General features: G+C 29.3%; 13 protein-coding genes. 4 read left to right on the top strand and 9 right to left on the bottom strand.

From position 1 onward, the window contains the following. Positions 1-4: 4 nt before the first annotated feature. Complete coding sequence (gene nadC, locus ABXT65_RS01135) at positions 5-838, top strand: carboxylating nicotinate-nucleotide diphosphorylase (protein WP_415323666.1); 834 nt, start codon at positions 5-7, stop codon at positions 836-838. On the opposite strand, the gene ppdK is transcribed toward nadC, so the two are convergent. The 4 genes from ppdK to ABXT65_RS01115 are packed head-to-tail and all read right to left on the bottom strand — an operon-like array spanning position 835 to position 7,244. After that, complete coding sequence (gene ppdK / locus ABXT65_RS01130) at positions 835-3,498, bottom strand: pyruvate, phosphate dikinase (protein ID WP_415323665.1); 2,664 nt, start codon at positions 3,496-3,498, stop codon at positions 835-837. The two genes, nadC and ppdK, sit on opposite strands and share 4 nt — an antisense overlap. Next, the gene (gene glyS / locus ABXT65_RS01125; protein ID WP_415323664.1) at positions 3,498-5,564 is read right to left on the bottom strand and encodes a glycine--tRNA ligase subunit beta; all 2,067 of its coding nucleotides are present in this window, start codon (positions 5,562-5,564) and stop codon (positions 3,498-3,500) included. The genes ppdK and glyS overlap by 1 nt, the downstream gene beginning before the upstream one ends. Further along, positions 5,564-6,448, bottom strand: a complete 885-nt coding sequence (locus tag ABXT65_RS01120; RefSeq protein WP_415323663.1) for a glycine--tRNA ligase subunit alpha — start codon at positions 6,446-6,448, stop codon at positions 5,564-5,566. Before ABXT65_RS01120 ends, glyS begins: the two co-directional genes overlap by 1 nt. Then, complete coding sequence (locus ABXT65_RS01115; RefSeq protein WP_415323662.1) at positions 6,438-7,244, bottom strand: S49 family peptidase; 807 nt, start codon at positions 7,242-7,244, stop codon at positions 6,438-6,440. Before ABXT65_RS01115 ends, ABXT65_RS01120 begins: the two co-directional genes overlap by 11 nt. A gap of 112 nt (positions 7,245-7,356) precedes the next feature. Between ABXT65_RS01115 and ABXT65_RS01110 the strand changes: the two genes are divergently transcribed. Further along, the gene (locus ABXT65_RS01110) at positions 7,357-8,370 is read left to right on the top strand and encodes a polyprenyl synthetase family protein (protein WP_415323661.1); all 1,014 of its coding nucleotides are present in this window, start codon (positions 7,357-7,359) and stop codon (positions 8,368-8,370) included. Here ABXT65_RS01110 and pdxH read toward each other — a convergent pair. Further along, positions 8,367-8,993 carry a pyridoxamine 5'-phosphate oxidase gene (gene pdxH / locus ABXT65_RS01105; protein WP_415323660.1) on the bottom strand — a complete coding sequence of 209 codons (627 nt, stop codon included), beginning with the start codon at positions 8,991-8,993 and terminating at the stop codon, positions 8,367-8,369. The genes ABXT65_RS01110 and pdxH overlap by 4 nt on opposite strands. 33 nt (positions 8,994-9,026) lie before the next feature. Between pdxH and aroC the strand changes: the two genes are divergently transcribed. After that, positions 9,027-10,109 carry a chorismate synthase gene (aroC, locus tag ABXT65_RS01100; RefSeq protein WP_415323659.1) on the top strand — a complete coding sequence of 361 codons (1,083 nt, stop codon included), beginning with the start codon at positions 9,027-9,029 and terminating at the stop codon, positions 10,107-10,109. 10 nt (positions 10,110-10,119) lie between these two features. Here aroC and dxs read toward each other — a convergent pair whose 3' ends face one another. The 3 genes from dxs to ABXT65_RS01085 are packed head-to-tail and all read right to left on the bottom strand — an operon-like array spanning position 10,120 to position 13,140. Further along, positions 10,120-12,036 carry a 1-deoxy-D-xylulose-5-phosphate synthase gene (dxs, locus tag ABXT65_RS01095; RefSeq protein ID WP_415323658.1) on the bottom strand — a complete coding sequence of 639 codons (1,917 nt, stop codon included), beginning with the start codon at positions 12,034-12,036 and terminating at the stop codon, positions 10,120-10,122. Beyond that, on the bottom strand, positions 12,033-12,905 hold the full coding sequence (locus ABXT65_RS01090) for a polyprenyl synthetase family protein (protein ID WP_415323657.1): 873 nt from the start codon (positions 12,903-12,905) through the stop codon (positions 12,033-12,035). The genes dxs and ABXT65_RS01090 overlap by 4 nt, the downstream gene beginning before the upstream one ends. Further along, positions 12,895-13,140, bottom strand: coding sequence for an exonuclease VII small subunit (locus ABXT65_RS01085; RefSeq protein ID WP_415323656.1), 246 nt, complete (start codon positions 13,138-13,140; stop codon positions 12,895-12,897). The genes ABXT65_RS01090 and ABXT65_RS01085 overlap by 11 nt, the downstream gene beginning before the upstream one ends. Before the next feature lie 20 nt (positions 13,141-13,160). On the opposite strand from ABXT65_RS01085, the gene ABXT65_RS01080 reads away from it, so the two are divergent. Then, positions 13,161-14,093, top strand: coding sequence for an L-threonylcarbamoyladenylate synthase (locus ABXT65_RS01080; RefSeq protein ID WP_415323655.1), 933 nt, complete (start codon positions 13,161-13,163; stop codon positions 14,091-14,093). Between the two features lie 50 nt (positions 14,094-14,143). Here the strand turns inward: ABXT65_RS01080 and ABXT65_RS01075 are convergent, their stop codons facing one another. Beyond that, positions 14,144-15,634 (bottom strand): hypothetical protein, encoded by a 1,491-nt coding sequence (locus ABXT65_RS01075; RefSeq protein WP_415323654.1) that lies wholly within the window; start codon positions 15,632-15,634, stop codon positions 14,144-14,146. Positions 15,635-15,683: the final 49 nt, after the last annotated feature.

Below are 15,683 nucleotides of genomic sequence, written 5' to 3'. Positions count from 1 at the left end.
AAAAGTGTCTCAAATTAAACTAAGCAATTATTATATCAAGAATGTTGTAAAGCTTGCTTTAAATGAAGATCTGTACCCTTCTGGCGATATCACTTCAAACTTAGTTAAGAATAATAAGATAATAAAAGTTAAATTAATTTCTAACCAACAAGCTGTGATAGCTGGATTAGAATTTGCAAAACAAACATTTAAATTAATAGATAGTAAGATTAGATTTATTGTTAAAAAAAAAGAAGGTTCACTAGTAAAAAAAAATGAACTAATTGCAATAATAGAAGGTAAGGCTGAAAATATTCTAATTGGTGAAAGAGTTGCTTTAAATTTTATGAGTCATATCTCTGGAATTGCTACTAAAACTAATCAATTTGTTAAATTGGTTAATAAAAAATGTAAAATTTGCTGTACTAGAAAAACTATTCCAACCTTAAGGGTAATACAAAAATATGCTGTTAAGCTAGGTGGTGGTACAAACCATAGATTTAACTTAAGTGATGAATTTCTTGTAAAAGATAATCACATTGCAAGCTCTGATATTAAAACTTTAGTGTCTCTTGCGATCAAAAATAAAAAAGGAAGAAAAATCACAGTAGAGGTTGATACTTTAAATCAGCTCAAGCAAATAGTAGGTTTAAAGTTTAATACAGTCTTGTTTGATAACATGAGCATCAAAACCCTGGAAGTTGGTATTAAAATGGCTAAAAAATACTACGAAACTGAAGCTTCTGGCAATGTAAATTTAAAATCTGTTAAAAAAATTGCAGCAACAGGTGTTGATAGAATTTCTATTGGCAGCATAACTCATAGTGTGACAGCTGTTGATTTTAAATTAGAAATTTAGTTTTTTTTTAATAATTCAGCTTGAGCTGCAGCTAATCTTGCAATCGGAACTCTATAAGGTGAGCAAGAAATATAATCTAAACCTGCATTTGCACAAAAGTGAATACTTTTAGGATCACCACCATGCTCTCCACAAATTCCAAGTTTAATTTTTTTGTTTTGTCTTCGTCCTTTTTCAACTGCAATTTCTATTAAATCACCTACTCCATCATCAATTGAAATAAACGGATCTATAGAAAAAATTTTATTCTCAAGATAGTCATTTAAAAATTTACCACTATCATCTCTACTTAGCCCAAATGTTGTTTGGGTTAAATCATTAGTACCAAAACTAAAAAACTCCGCATGTTTTGCTATATCATCAGCTTTAATAGCGGCTCTTGGTAACTCAATCATAGTTCCAACTAAATAGTCAACTTTAACTTTTTTTTCTTTTTGAACTTCTTTTGCAACTCTAACTACTAAGTCCTTCATTATTCTAATTTCAGCCTCTGTTGATACTAATGGAATCATTATTTCTGGAAATGCTGATTTAATTTTTTTTATCTTAAGTTCAGATAAAGCTTCAAAGATTGCCCTACACTGCATTTCATAAATTTCTGGAAATGAAATTCCCAGTCTACAACCTCTATGACCTAGCATTGGGTTTTGTTCATGTAATTCATTAATTCTAGATTCGATTTCTTTTAATGGTAGACCTACAACTTTTGCAACATCATTAATTTCTTTTTCAGTTTTAGGAAGAAATTCATGTAATGGTGGATCTAATAATCTAACCGTAACAGGTAAGCCATTCATAATCTTAAATATTTCAATAAAATCTTTTTTTTGATGTGGTAAAAGCTTTTCTAAGGCCTTATTTCTATCTTCTTTTGTTTTTGATAAAATCATTTCTCTAACTGATAAAATTCTTTCTTCATCAAAAAACATATGCTCTGTTCTACAAAGACCAATACCTTCTGCTCCAAAGTCTCTTGCTGTTTTTGTGTCCAGTGGTGTTTCAGAATTAGTTCTTACTTTTAATTTTCTAAATCCATCAGCCCAACTCATTAGTTTTGAAAAATCTCCAGATATCTCAGGTTTAACTGTTTGCACTTCTCCTAAAATAATTCTTCCCGTTGAACCATCAATTGTAATGATATCACCTTCTTTAATTTCAATAGATGATGTTTTAAAAGTTTTAGCTTCATAATTAATATCAATTTCACTAGAGCCAGATACACATGGTCTTCCCATTCCTCTTGCAACCACTGCTGCATGGCTAGTCATTCCACCCCTTGCAGTTAAAATTCCTTTAGCCGCATGCATTCCATGAATGTCTTCTGGAGATGTCTCAATTCTAACCAAAATAGTATCTTGCATGACATCATTCAATCTCTCTGCTTCTTCTGATGAAAAAACAACCTTGCCGCTTGCAGCCCCAGGTGAAGCTGGCAGTCCATTCGCGATAACATTTACCAAGCTTTTTTCATCTAATGTTGGGTGTAATAAAGTGTCTAAAGAGGCTGGATCTATTCTCATTACCGCTTCTTTTTTTGAAATTAATTTTTCTTTAACCATGTCCACTGCAATTCTAACTGCAGATTTTGAGGTTCTTTTGCCAGATCTTGTTTGTAACATCCATAATTTATTATTCTCAACAGTGAACTCTACATCCTGCATATCCTTGTAATGTTTTTCTAAAACTTTTAGAATTTTGTCTAATTGTTTAAATACTTTTGGCATAGATTCTTCCATAGAAGCTTCTTTTGCCTTTGCATCTTTTCGTGCTTTTTTTGTTATATATTGAGGAGTTCTTGTTCCAGCAACAACGTCTTCTCCTTGTGCATTAATTAAGTATTCTCCATAAACTTCATTAACTCCATCAGATGGATTTCTTGTAAAGACAACTCCAGTTGCGCAATCACCCCCCATATTACCAAATACCATAGATTGAACATTAACTGCAGTTCCCCATTCAGCAGGAATCTGATTTAATTTTCTATAAACTTTTGCTCTATTACTCTCCCAAGATAAAAATACCGAACTAATTGCACCAAGTAATTGATCGTACACATTTTGCGGAAATTCTTTTTTCGTTTTATCTTTAACAACCTTTTTAAAGTCATTTATTAAACCTTCCCAATCATCTGCATCTAAATCTGTATCTAAAAGAACACCTTTGGTTAATTTGTAATTTTCTATTAGCTCTTCAAAATGATAGCCCTCAACTCCCATTACAACATTTCCATACATTTGGATAAATCTTCTATAGCTATCTTTCGCAAATCTCATATTAGAAGTTTTATTTGATAGTGCGATTACAGTTTTATCATTCAGACCCAAGTTTAAAATTGTATCCATCATACCAGGCATAGAAACTCTAGCACCAGATCTAACAGATAATAACAATGGGTTTTTTAAATCACCAAATTTTTTTCCAACTTCTTTTTCAATAGTTTTTAATTCTTTTTTTATAGCACTTACTATTTGTGAATTTAATTTTTTCTTATCTTTATAAAATAATTCACATACTTTAGTTGAGATAGTAAATCCTGGAGGAACAGGTAAACCTATTCTTCCCATTTCAGAAAGATTGGCACCTTTTCCACCCAAAAAATTTTTAGGATTCTTAATTTTTTTTGAGTCTTTAGATTTAAAATTTAAAATTAATTTATTCACTATTTGGTCTCAATATTTGAAAAGTTTATGTAATTATCAAAGGTTCTACATAACATTTGCAAAAGTTCCAATCTGTTTTTTTTGATACTTTTGTCTTCATCATTAACTTTTACATTGTCAAAAAAATCAAAAATCACTTTTTTGGCCCCTGCTAAATTCGTTAGCGATTCCACATAATTTTCATCTTTATTTATATTTATAAAATATTTCCTTAATTCATTAATCTTTTTTAATAAATTTTTCTCGTAATCATTTTTAAAAATACCAGGATCAGTTGTATTTGATAATCCAAGATCGTTATTTTTTAATTCACTTTCTAGTATACTTGATGCTCTTTTATAGCTTGTCATTATATCTTCACCAATTTCATTTTTTATTAAGTTATTTAAAGTTAGGGCTTTTTTATATATTTTATTCATATTGTCTATTCCATATGAGTTTATGCTTGCTTCAGTAATGTCTGCTCTAATTTTTTTTTCTTTCATATAATATTTTAATCTGTCCATTAAAAACTCTGCTAATTCTTTTTGAGATGAATCATTTGATAGCTCAAAGCCTTGGTCTCTGTGTAGGGAGGTTGAGTAGCTAATAAGATCTTTAATTTTAAATTCTTTATTATTATCAATTAATAATTTTATAACTCCTAATGCTGATCTTCTTAGTGCATAAGGATCTTTTGAGCTTGTTGGTTTTTGATCAATTCCAAAGAACCCTACTAAAGTATCAATCTTGTCGGTTAAAGCTAAAGCAATACTGAATGGTTTTTTTGGAGTTTTGCTATCAAGACCTGTTGGTAGATAATGTTCGCTTACTGCTAGTGCTATTTCTTTATCAAAACCTTGCTCCACTGCAAAATATCCACCCATAATTCCTTGAAGTTCTGGAAATTCTCCAACGATATCAGAAATTAGATCTACTTTACAAATTGATGCTGATAGTTCGACTTGATCTTTGCTAATTAATAACTCATCAGAGATCATTCCTCCAAGCTTTCTCATTCTTTGAATCTTATCAAAATAAGATCCAAGACCTTTAAAGTAGTTTACAGTTTTTAGTTTTGACACTTGTTTAACTAAATTTTGAGATTTATTTTTTTCCCAAAAGAATTGTGCATCACTTAATCTTGCTTCCACAACTCTTTCATTACCTAATTTTATATACCCTTTTGTATCTTTATTATTTGCTACTACTAAAAATTCATTGGTGATTTTGTCTTTTTTATCAAAAGTTGGAAAATATTTTTGATGATGTTGCATTGTAATTATTAAAATTTCTTTTGGAATATTCAAAAATTTTTGATCAAATTTACACACTAAAACATTTGGTTGTTCCACTATATCTGTAACTTCATTTAAAAGTTTGTTGTTAGGCTCAATAATAAAATTATTTTTTTTAGATATTTTTTCAATTTCTTTAACAATAAATGCTTTTCTTGGCACATGGTCTATAATTATGCCTGATTCATTAAAAAAATCTTTATAATTTTTAAAAGTTTTAAATATTTTTTTTTTATCTTCAAACTCTTTATCTGTAAATGTCTTGTTGGAGCATATTAAATGATGAAATTTAAAACCTAAACTTTTATCATCAAAAACAGCTAGAATAGATTTTAATGGTCTCGCCCAGTTAAGGTTATAGTTTCCCCACTTCATTGATTTTTTCCATTGTAATTTATCAAGTATTAAAGGCGTATACTCTTCAAGCAAATCAATTGTATTTATTTTATTTGAAGGTTTTTTAAAAAAGTAAAATTCTCCTTTTTCTATCTTTTTTTTAATTAAGTCTTTTTTATCTATTTGATTTGATCTTAAAAAACCCTCTACTGCTTTTTCTGGAGCGTTAATATTTGGCCCTTTTATTTCTTCGGCTTTTTGTATTATTTCTTTAGATAAACCCTCAAATAAAATTATAAGACGATTTGGTGTTGAAAAAGATGAACTTTTCTTAAATGAAATCTGTTTTTCTTCAAATAACTTTTGAAAACTTTCTAATAAAGTTCTACGTGAATTTTGCTGTAAACCAGCTGGTATCTCTTCACTAAACAGTTCTAAAAAAAATTCTGACATTAATCTGTTTGACTTCTCAACCAACTTTCAGCAACTGCTTTTGTAATATCTCTAATACGTCCTATGTATCCTGCTCTTTGAGCAACACTTACAGCACCTCTTGCGTCCAAAATATTAAATACATGGCTTGCTTTTAAACACTGATCATATGCTGGTAGTGAAATTTTTTTATCCACTAATGATTTAGCTTCAAGTTCAAGCATATCAAACATTTTAAATAGACTGTCTGTATTGGCATGTTCAAAATTATATGCTGAAAACTCCTTTTCAGCTTGAAGAAATACATCTCCATATTTTATATCTTCATCATTCCATAGTAGATCATAAACATTTTTTTTTTGTTGAGTGAACATACAAATTCTTTCAAGACCATAAGTAATTTCAACTGAAACTGGCTTACATTCAATTCCTGCCATTTGTTGAAAGTATGTAAATTGAGTAATTTCCATTCCATCACACCAAACTTCCCAACCAAGTCCTGCAGCACCTAAGGTTGGGCTTTCCCAATCATCTTCAACAAATCTAATGTCATGTTCTTTATGATTAATACCAATAACAGCCAAGCTATTTAAATAAAGTTTTTTGATATTGTCGGGCGAAGGTTTTATTAAAACTTGAAATTGATAATAATGCTGTAATCTATTTGGATTTTCTCCATACCTTCCATCCGTAGGTCTTCTTGAAGGTTGAACATAGGCTGCCTTCCACGGTTTAGGGCCCAATGATCTTAAGGTTGTGGCGGGATGAAAAGTTCCAGCTCCAACTTCCATATCGTATGGCTGTAGAATAACACAACCCTGTTTACCCCAATATTTTTGAAGATTCAAAATAGTATCTTGAAATGATTGAAATTTAGGTTTTGTAATTTTTTCTTTAGAAGCCATATCTTTGCCAGATAGATCTTTCTTCTAAAATATTAGCCAGTTGATCTATTTGATTACTTGAAGATGAGAGCTTTTTACTTAACCAGCCTTTAGATTTTTCAAATTTTTTAACAACAACATCTTCACCAAATTTTTCTTTCAAAACTTCATTTGCATTACCCAATCCATCTACTAGTCCCAACTCTTTAGCTTTGCTTCCTGCCCAAAACTCACCAGAAAATAATTCAACTTCATTTTTATTAAGCTTAGAGCCTCTACTTTCTTCTACTACTTGAATAAAATCTTTATGAAGATCTAATTGAATGCTTTTAAGTCTTTCAATATCCTCTGGTTTTTCTTCTTGGAATGGATCCAGTGAACTTTTATTTTTTCCAGCTGTATGCACTCTTCTTTCAACACCAATCTTTTTTATTAACTCTGTAAATCCAAAAGATGAGTAGATAACTCCTATAGAACCAATAATTGAGCTAGAATTTGCATATATTTCATCACCTGCACAAGCTATTAAATATCCACCAGAGGCGGCAACATCTTCAGCAAATACTATGACTTTCATTTTATTTTTTTTGGCTTGAGCTCTAATAAATTTATAAATTAAGTGAGATTGTACAGGCGATCCACCGGGGGAATTTATAGTAATTGCTACTGCTTTTGCCTTTTTTAAAGAAAAAGCTTTTTCTATGACCTCCTCTTGTCCTGCAAAATCTATACCTTGTTTAAACTTTCCAGCATTGCCTATCACACCATTTAGCTTGATATGGGCTATTATTTTTTTCTTTTTGAAAAAAGAGAACATTGTTAATCCTTATAGAATTTTTGATATAATATAAAGCCTACTTATAGTTGAAGTTTTAGGTGCGTCAATTGATAAGTAATAAATATAACATAATTATACTAACTTAATTTTTATGGGAACAGTAGTTCAGCTTAGAAACCAAATAAATAATTCTTATTTCCAACTAAAAGATTCAGTAGATGAAAAATTATTTTTAGTTGAGGAAAAGATTAAATCAAAACTTTTGAGTGAGGTTGATTTAGTTCAAAAAATGACTGACTACCACGTAGAAACCGGTGGCAAAAGATTAAGAGCCCTATTAACACTTGGGTCTGCTAAATTATGTGGATATTCAAAAGGCGGACGGGATATCAATTTAGCAGCGTGTGTAGAAATGATACACGGCGCAACCTTAATGCATGATGATGTCATTGATCTTGGGAATATAAGAAGAGGAAAAAAAACATTAAACTCAATTTGGGGAAATCACTCTTCTGTATTAGTTGGAGATTATCTTCTAAGTAGATGTTTTGAAATGATGGTAGATGATGGAAATTTAGAAGTTCTAAAACTTTTATCCTCAACATCATCAAAGATCGCTCAAGGAGAAGTATTACAACTACAGCATAAAGGTGAAGTTGACATGTTAGAAGAAACTTATTTTAAAATTATAACAGCTAAAACAGCTGAACTTTTTTCTGCAGCGACAAAAGTTGGAGCTATTTTATCTAATAAAGAAATAAAAGAAAAAGAAGCACTTGAATTTTATGGAAAAAACTTAGGATTAACATTTCAAATTGCTGACGATACTTTGGATTATAATTCTGACCTAAAAGTTTTTGGAAAAAAGATTGGTAAAGATTTCTTTGAAGGTAAAATTACCTTACCTGTAATTTTATTATTTCAAAATACAATCTCTATAGAAAAAGAAAAATTAAAAAATATTTTTAAACAAGATGCTAGGTCAGATGAAGATCTAAATTTTACTTTAATGCTTATTAAAAAATATAATATAATTAAAGAATGTTACAAAAAAGCTGAACACTTCATTAATCTTGCGTCAAATTCTTTAACAGTATTCAAGGATAGTGATGAAAAAAAAAATTTAGAAAATCTTACTTCCTTTAGTCTAGAAAGAAACTTCTAAGGGCTCAATAAAGACTTGGTCCAATTACCCGCTTCATCTTTAATATATTTAAGTCTCTCATGAATTCTATTATCCCCATCTAACCAAAACTCTATACTTGTAGGTATTAAATTCCAGCCTGACCAATGATCAGGTCTTGGAACTTCATTTTGATTATCATATTTTTTCTTATATTCTTCTATTGAATTTAAAAGTTCATCTCTATGATTTAAAATAGAGCTCTGTTTAGATGCCCATGCACCAATCCTACTTTCGTAACCTCTAGTATTGTAATACTCATCAGCAACTTCGTTTGAAACTTGTTTCACTGCCCCATTAATTCGTACTTGCCTTAAGAGGCTTTTCCAATGAAAGCACATTGCTGTTTTTGGATTCTTCTTTAATTCATTTCCTTTTTGACTATTTAAATTGGTATAAAAAACAAATCCATCTTTATTAAAGTCCTTTAATAAAACCATCCTGATTGATGGAGAGTTATTATGATCGGAAGTTCCTAGCGCTACTGCATTTGGATCGTTTGGTTCTGTCTTTTTTGCTTCATTCATCCAAACTTCAAATAAGTCTAATGGATCATTCTTATCTAAAAAGCAGTTATTAAGGCCTAATGAGTTTTTTTGATTCATAATTTTAACAAAATAATCTATATAATATAGATAATGTCATTTAATACTTTTGGAAAGCAATTTCGTTTCACAACTTGGGGAGAATCTCATGGTCCTGCTATAGGGTGCATTGTTGATGGCTGCCCACCCAATATAAACCTAAAAGAACAAGATATTCAGGTAGAGCTTAACAAAAGAAAACCAGGGCAGTCAAAATTTACTACGCAGAGAAAAGAAGACGACAAGGTTCAGATTTTATCAGGAGTGTTTGAAGGTAAAACAACTGGAACACCCATTTCTTTAATCATTTATAATCAAGACATGCGATCAAAAGATTATGGAAATATCAAAGACAAATTTAGACCAGGACATGCTGATTTTACCTATTTTAAGAAATATGGAATAAGAGATTATCGTGGGGGTGGCAGATCTTCTGCAAGAGAAACAGCTTCAAGAGTTGCAGCAGGTGCGATTGCGAAAAAAGTTTTAGAAAACAAATTAGGTAAAAAATTTAAAGTGGTTGGTGCTGTTACTCAATTAGGAATATTAGGATGCGATATCACTAAATGGAGTGATTTAACAATTAATAAAAATCCTTTTTTTTGCCCAGATAAAAACATGGTCAAACTTTGGGAAAAATATTTGTTAGATATAAGAAAATCAGGATCCTCTTGTGGTGCAGTGATTGAAGTAAGAGCCAAAGGTATTCCTGTTGGCTTAGGTGCTCCTATTTATTCTAAACTAGATATGGATATTGCTTCTGCAATGATGAGTATCAATGCTGTTAAAGGTGTTAATATTGGCTCAGGAATGAATTCTGCACAATTAAGTGGTGAACAAAACTCAGATGAAATTTCACAAAAAAGTAAAAAAATAAAATTTAATTCTAATAATGCAGGTGGAATTCTTGGTGGAATTTCAACAGGACAAGAAATTATTGTTTCATTTGCTGTTAAAGCAACCTCCTCTATTTTAACAACTAGAAAAACTATAGATAAATTTGGAAAAAATACCACTATCTCAGTTAAAGGTAGGCATGACCCTTGTGTTGGAATACGTGCGGTACCCGTTGGTGAGGCAATGATGAATTGTGTTCTATTAGATCATTACTTAATGAATAAAGCTCAGTGCAGCTAATATTTTAAATTTAATTTTTAACTACTTTAATCGACTCTTTTGTAAATAAGATATCTAGTATTTTTTTTGAAATTTGAGACGCATTAAGGCCGGCAGTATCGTACATTTTTTTAGGATTATCTTGTTCTATAAAAGTGTCAGGCAATGTCATAGATCTAAATTTCAAACCTTTATCAAATATGCCTTTTTCTGATAATAAATTTTCAACATGAGAGCCAAAACCTCCTATAGATCCCTCTTCTACAGTAATCATTACCTCATGTTCTCTAGCACACTTTAAAATAAGCTCTTGATCCAAAGGTTTAACAAACCGTGCATCAATTATTGTTGAGTTAATTCCTTTATTTTTTAATTCTTCAGCTGCAATTTTACATTCTTCCAATCTAGTTCCTATACTCAAAATGCAAACTTGTTTTCCCTCTTGAATAACCCTTCCTTTTCCTATTTCTATTTTTTCATCTATAGATGGCAATTCCAATCCAACTCCAGTTCCTCTTGGATATCTAATAGCGCTGGGTTTGTCGTTAATATCCATCGAAGTATTAATCATTTTAACTAGCTCAGACTCATCACTAGGAGCCATAACTATAAAATTAGGAAGTGTAGAAAGATAAGTAATATCAAATGAACCAGCATGAGTTGATCCATCAGCACCTACCAAGCCTGCTCTATCAATTATAAATCTGACAGGTAAACTTTGAATGGCCACATCGTGAACCACTTGGTCGTACGCTCTTTGTAGAAAGGTCGAATAAATTGCCACATAGGGCTTGTAACCTTCGGTTGCTAATCCTGCGGCAAAAGTAACTCCATGCTGTTCAGCAATCCCAACATCGAACATTCTTTTTGGAAATTCTTTACCAAAAATATCCATTCCCGTTCCACCTGGCATTGCAGCTGTAACACCTAGAATTTTACTATCTCTTTCAGCATGTTTAACCAAAGTATTTGCAAAAACTTTTGTATAAGCTGGTAGATTAGTTCCACTTTTTACCTGTTCTCCAGTTACAACATCAAATTGTGATACACCATGGTAATGATCGGTTGCTTTTTCAGCATATGAATAACCTTTTCCTTTTTTAGTTTTAATATGAATCATAATCGGACCTTGGTATTTTGAGTCTCTTGCATTTTTTAAAATTGGTAGAAGAGTTGTCAAATCGTGTCCATCAATTGGTCCAACATAATAAAATCCTAAAGAATTAAAAAGAGTGCCACCCGTTACAGCTGAACGTAAAAAATCTTCAGCTTTTCCAGCGTTTGTACTAAATCTTTTAGAAAAAGCTGCAGTAATTAATTTAAATGTTTCTCTTAAATTAAAATAAATTTTTCCTGTTAAAAGTTTTGCTAAATAAGTTCTCATAGCCCCTACTGGTTTTGCAATAGACATGTCATTGTCATTTAAAATAACAATCATTTTTGTTTTTGAAGCGCCCGCATTATTCATGGCTTCATAGGCCATACCCGCACTAATTGCTCCATCTCCAATAATTGCAATTACATTGTTTGATTTATTAGATAACTTATTTGCTTCAGCTATTCCTAATGCCGAAGATATAGATGTTGAGCTGTGTGCGGCACCAAAAGGATCATATTCACTTTCGGATCTTTTAGTAAATCCAGACAGACCATTACCTTGTCTTAAAGTTTTAATTTTAGATTTCCTACCTGTCAGAATTTTATGTGGATAAGTTTGATGACCTACATCCCAAATTAATTTGTCATTAGGTGTATCAAACACATAATGTAGTGCGACTGTTAATTCAACGACTCCTAATCCAGCACCTAGATGCCCTCCTGTTTCAGAAACAGCATTAATCATTTCTATTCTAACTTCATTAGATAATTCTTGAAGATTATTTTCGGATAATTTTCTTAAATCAGAAGGGAAATTAATGTCTTTTAAAAATTTATATTCTTGTGTCATTTATTTCTTGTCAAAATATAATCTAAAGTTTCATTTAAATTACTAGAGTTAGAGCTATATTTCTTTAAATCTTTAATTATTTTAAATTTGATTTTATCACTATACTTAATAGCATTTTGGTATCCTAGTAAACTGATTAAAGTAGCTTTACCTTTTTTCTTATCTTTTCCAGTTATTTTTCCTGCAACTTTAGAAGAGCCTTTAAAATCAATAAGATCATCTGCTATTTGAAATAAAAGACCAATATTGGCACCAATATTTTCAAAAAACTTTATGTCTTTATTGTTTTTCTTTTTAATAATGACTGGTGCAGCACAACAAAAACTGAATAATTTTCCTGTTTTTTTTATTTCCATATCTATAATTTTATTTTTTGAAATCTTTTTCTTTTCAAAACTTAGATCTAAATATTGACCCCCAGCAATTCCTAAATGCCCAGAAGACTGAGATAATTTTCTAACTAGGTCTACCTTGATTTTTTCATTAATCTTTAAATTTGAACTAGTTAAAATTTCAAAAGCCATTGTTAAAAGTGAGTTGCCCGCAAGCACTGCTGTAGACTCTCCAAATTTAATATGAGTAGAGGGTTTTCCTCTTCTTAACTTGTCATTATCCATGCAGGGCAAATCATCATGAATGAGTGAATAAGCATGAATACACTCTACTGCAGCACCTATAATAATTAATATTTTATATTCAATTTTAAATATTGCTCCTATATCTAATAAAACTTTTGATCTAATTTTTTTACCTCCTGGAAATAAGCTATACTCCATGGCTGTGACTAATTCTGTTCTTTTCTGTTCCTTAATAAATTTTTTTAAAAATAAATTGGTATCTTTTGCTATTCTAACAAGTTTATTTATCATTTTTTTTTGAGGTTATATTGTTAATTTTTTTCTTTGTTTTTTCATTAATTATTTTTGTGGTTTTATGAAATTTTTTTTCAATAATATTATTTAATTTTAATAACTCTTGATAAGAATCAATTGAATTCTGTAAATCTTTTTCTGCTTCTAAAGATTCAATAATGTTATTTGCTTCTTTTGTTAGCTCCTCAAGAGACTGTGTGTCATTATCAGGTGGTAAATTTTTATCTTTCATATAATAATAATTATTAATACATGAAATTTAATCAATCAAATATTAAAAAAGCAAAGAAATACCTTAATAAAAATTACTGTATTGGCGTACCTACTGAAACTGTTTATGGTTTAGCAGCCAATGCATATAAGGATTCAGCAGTAAAAAAAATTTTTAATTTAAAAAAAAGACCAAAAAATAACCCTCTAATTGTCCATTATCACGATATTGATTCTCTTAAAAGAGATTGCTTTATAAATGATAATTTTACTAAACTTTACAAAAAATTTTCTCCAGGTCCAATAACATATATATTGCAATTAAAGAAAGATTCTAAAATTTCTAAATATGTTACCGGTAATAAAAAAAGTTTGGCAGTAAGATTTCCAAAGCACGTACTATTTAAAAATTTACTAAAACAGCTAGAATATCCATTGGCAGCACCTAGTGCCAATATCAGTACAAAAGTAAGTTCAGTTAAGGCAAAAGATGTTAAAGAAGAATTTGGTAATAAAATTAAATATATTTTAGATGGTGGTGTGTGTGCTATTGGTATTGAATCTACTATAATCAATCTTACAAATAAGCCCACTATATTGAGATTAGGTGGTTTAGATATTTCAAAAATTCGAAAAACCTTAGGCTGTAAAATAGATATAAACATCAATCCTAGAAAGAAAATTACATCAGGCCAATCTCATCTACATTATTCTCCCGGCATTCCACTTAGAATGAATATACTCAAACCTAAAAATAATGAGGCATTTATTTTAATTAAAAAAAAAAAAAATAAATTAAACAATTATTTTTATATAAGTACCAAAAATGACTTAAATGAAGCTGCAAAAAACTTATACTCCTGCTTACGAAAAATAAAAAATCTAGGCTATAAATCAATAGCTGTAGAAAAAATTCCTTTTAGAGGTATAGGTAAAACTATAAACGATCGATTAGAAAGAGCATCTAAATTTTAAGCAAGTCATACTTAAAAATAAAGCATTAAGAAAATTTACCCTTTAAATTCTTAAGATTTATATTTTACAATAAATATTATAAAATCAGGAATTTTTATTTTTTCTAATTCTATTATCATATTTCTCTTTATATTATTTTCTAATGATATTGATAAATTTTTACATTTATTTTGCACTAGGTTTGTATAAGAGTCACCATAAGACGCTCTTGGATAATTCATACATACAAATGCAACTTTATTTTCATTGGTATTTTGTTTTATGTCCTTAAACTTCTCTATTTTAATATTATTTACAATGGCCAATTTATAGTGTGATAAATAATTATTAAAAACAGTCGATTCAGTGGAGTAAATTTTTTTTATATTCTGGCTACTAACAATATTTAATAATTCTCTCAATGGTGGTCTTTTTATTGGAGTATCATGCCAATAATAAATTGAGTTTAAAATTGAGCATATTAAAATCAGATTATAGAACGATTTTTTTTTTACTTTAGTTATTTTTAAACTTAACCAAATAATAATTAAAGGTAATAAAGCTAAAAAATATTTTGGAGCCATGACAGACTCCCTGATTAATGAGTAGCTTATAATGCAAGAATAAATAGTTAATATATTTATTATAAAAAAACTCTCTTCATTTAATTTAAAAATTGGAATTTTAAATAATCGTTTTTTTTTTAATACATTAATATTAGCTTCTACTTCTTTTATTAAATAAAAAGCAAAAATTATCAACATAAGACCACCAAAGATAATTGAACCGAAAAAAGATCTGAAGAAGTAATTTATAAAAAATTTAGGATCAAATTCTGTGTAGCTCCAGTCTTGAAATGCTATATATTGAATATATTTATAATTAAAAAATACATAAAGTAAAAAAATCAAAGTTGGCAGTAGCAAGTATAGTGAGGTGTTTGGCTTGTTTTTTAAAAATAAAAAAAATAAGAAAATACAGTGTCCAGCAAATAATGCTAAATTTTGCGGCCAAAATGAGAGTAAAAGTAAGGTTGAAATTATATAACCAAAAAATAACTTTTTTTTAATTTTATTTTTTATAAAAATAAGAATAAAAAAGTAATTATTAATTAAACTTAATAAAATTGTTAGTGAATGTGGTCTAAATGAATTTGATTCTCTAATTAAATATAAATTTGTAGCAAATAATGTAAGTGCCAAAATAGTAAATCTTAAATCCTTAGAAATCAGACTGCAGATTTTATAAAACATAAAAAATGACAATATTGAAAATGATAATAAAAAATAATGAGTACTCTCAATTGTGTAACCAATAAGTTTTAGGATATATTTAGTGAAATATGTAAAATTCCACGGGAAAGCCTCTTTTAATATGCTGTCACCCCTATCACCAAAATAATGTCTTTGCCATGTTTCGGCATTGGATTGTAGTGGGTCTACTGTATAAAAAAAATTCCAGTCATCATAATAGTCACCAAATTGAATTATATATAAAATTTTTAAGAAAATACCTATAAAGATAATGAAATATATTGTCTTAATATTAATATAATTTCCCATTTAATTTAATTTATTCATTTAAGTATAATAAATATTTAATAAATTTTTT

Source organism: Candidatus Pelagibacter sp. Uisw_127 (assembly GCF_047722515.1).
GTDB lineage: Bacteria > Pseudomonadota > Alphaproteobacteria > Pelagibacterales > Pelagibacteraceae > Pelagibacter.
Note: the sequence above shows the minus strand (reverse complement) of the source record. Positions and strands in the feature narration are given on the sequence as shown.

Excerpts from the sequence above, each read along its gene's own strand:
- glyS (WP_415323664.1), bottom strand. The coding sequence starts at position 5,564 with ATGTCAGAATTTTTTTTAGAACTGTTTAGTGAAGAGATACCAGCTGGT.
- ABXT65_RS01120 (WP_415323663.1), bottom strand. The coding sequence starts at position 6,448 with ATGGCTTCTAAAGAAAAAATTACAAAACCTAAATTTCAATCATTTCAA.
- ABXT65_RS01115 (WP_415323662.1), bottom strand. The coding sequence starts at position 7,244 with ATGTTCTCTTTTTTCAAAAAGAAAAAAATAATAGCCCATATCAAGCTA.
- ABXT65_RS01110 (WP_415323661.1), top strand. The coding sequence starts at position 7,357 with ATGGGAACAGTAGTTCAGCTTAGAAACCAAATAAATAATTCTTATTTC.
- pdxH (WP_415323660.1), bottom strand. The coding sequence starts at position 8,993 with ATGAATCAAAAAAACTCATTAGGCCTTAATAACTGCTTTTTAGATAAG.
- aroC (WP_415323659.1), top strand. The coding sequence starts at position 9,027 with ATGTCATTTAATACTTTTGGAAAGCAATTTCGTTTCACAACTTGGGGA.
- dxs (WP_415323658.1), bottom strand. The coding sequence starts at position 12,036 with ATGACACAAGAATATAAATTTTTAAAAGACATTAATTTCCCTTCTGAT.
- ABXT65_RS01090 (WP_415323657.1), bottom strand. The coding sequence starts at position 12,905 with ATGATAAATAAACTTGTTAGAATAGCAAAAGATACCAATTTATTTTTA.
- ABXT65_RS01085 (WP_415323656.1), bottom strand. The coding sequence starts at position 13,140 with ATGAAAGATAAAAATTTACCACCTGATAATGACACACAGTCTCTTGAG.
- ABXT65_RS01080 (WP_415323655.1), top strand. The coding sequence starts at position 13,161 with ATGAAATTTAATCAATCAAATATTAAAAAAGCAAAGAAATACCTTAAT.
- ABXT65_RS01075 (WP_415323654.1), bottom strand. The coding sequence starts at position 15,634 with ATGGGAAATTATATTAATATTAAGACAATATATTTCATTATCTTTATA.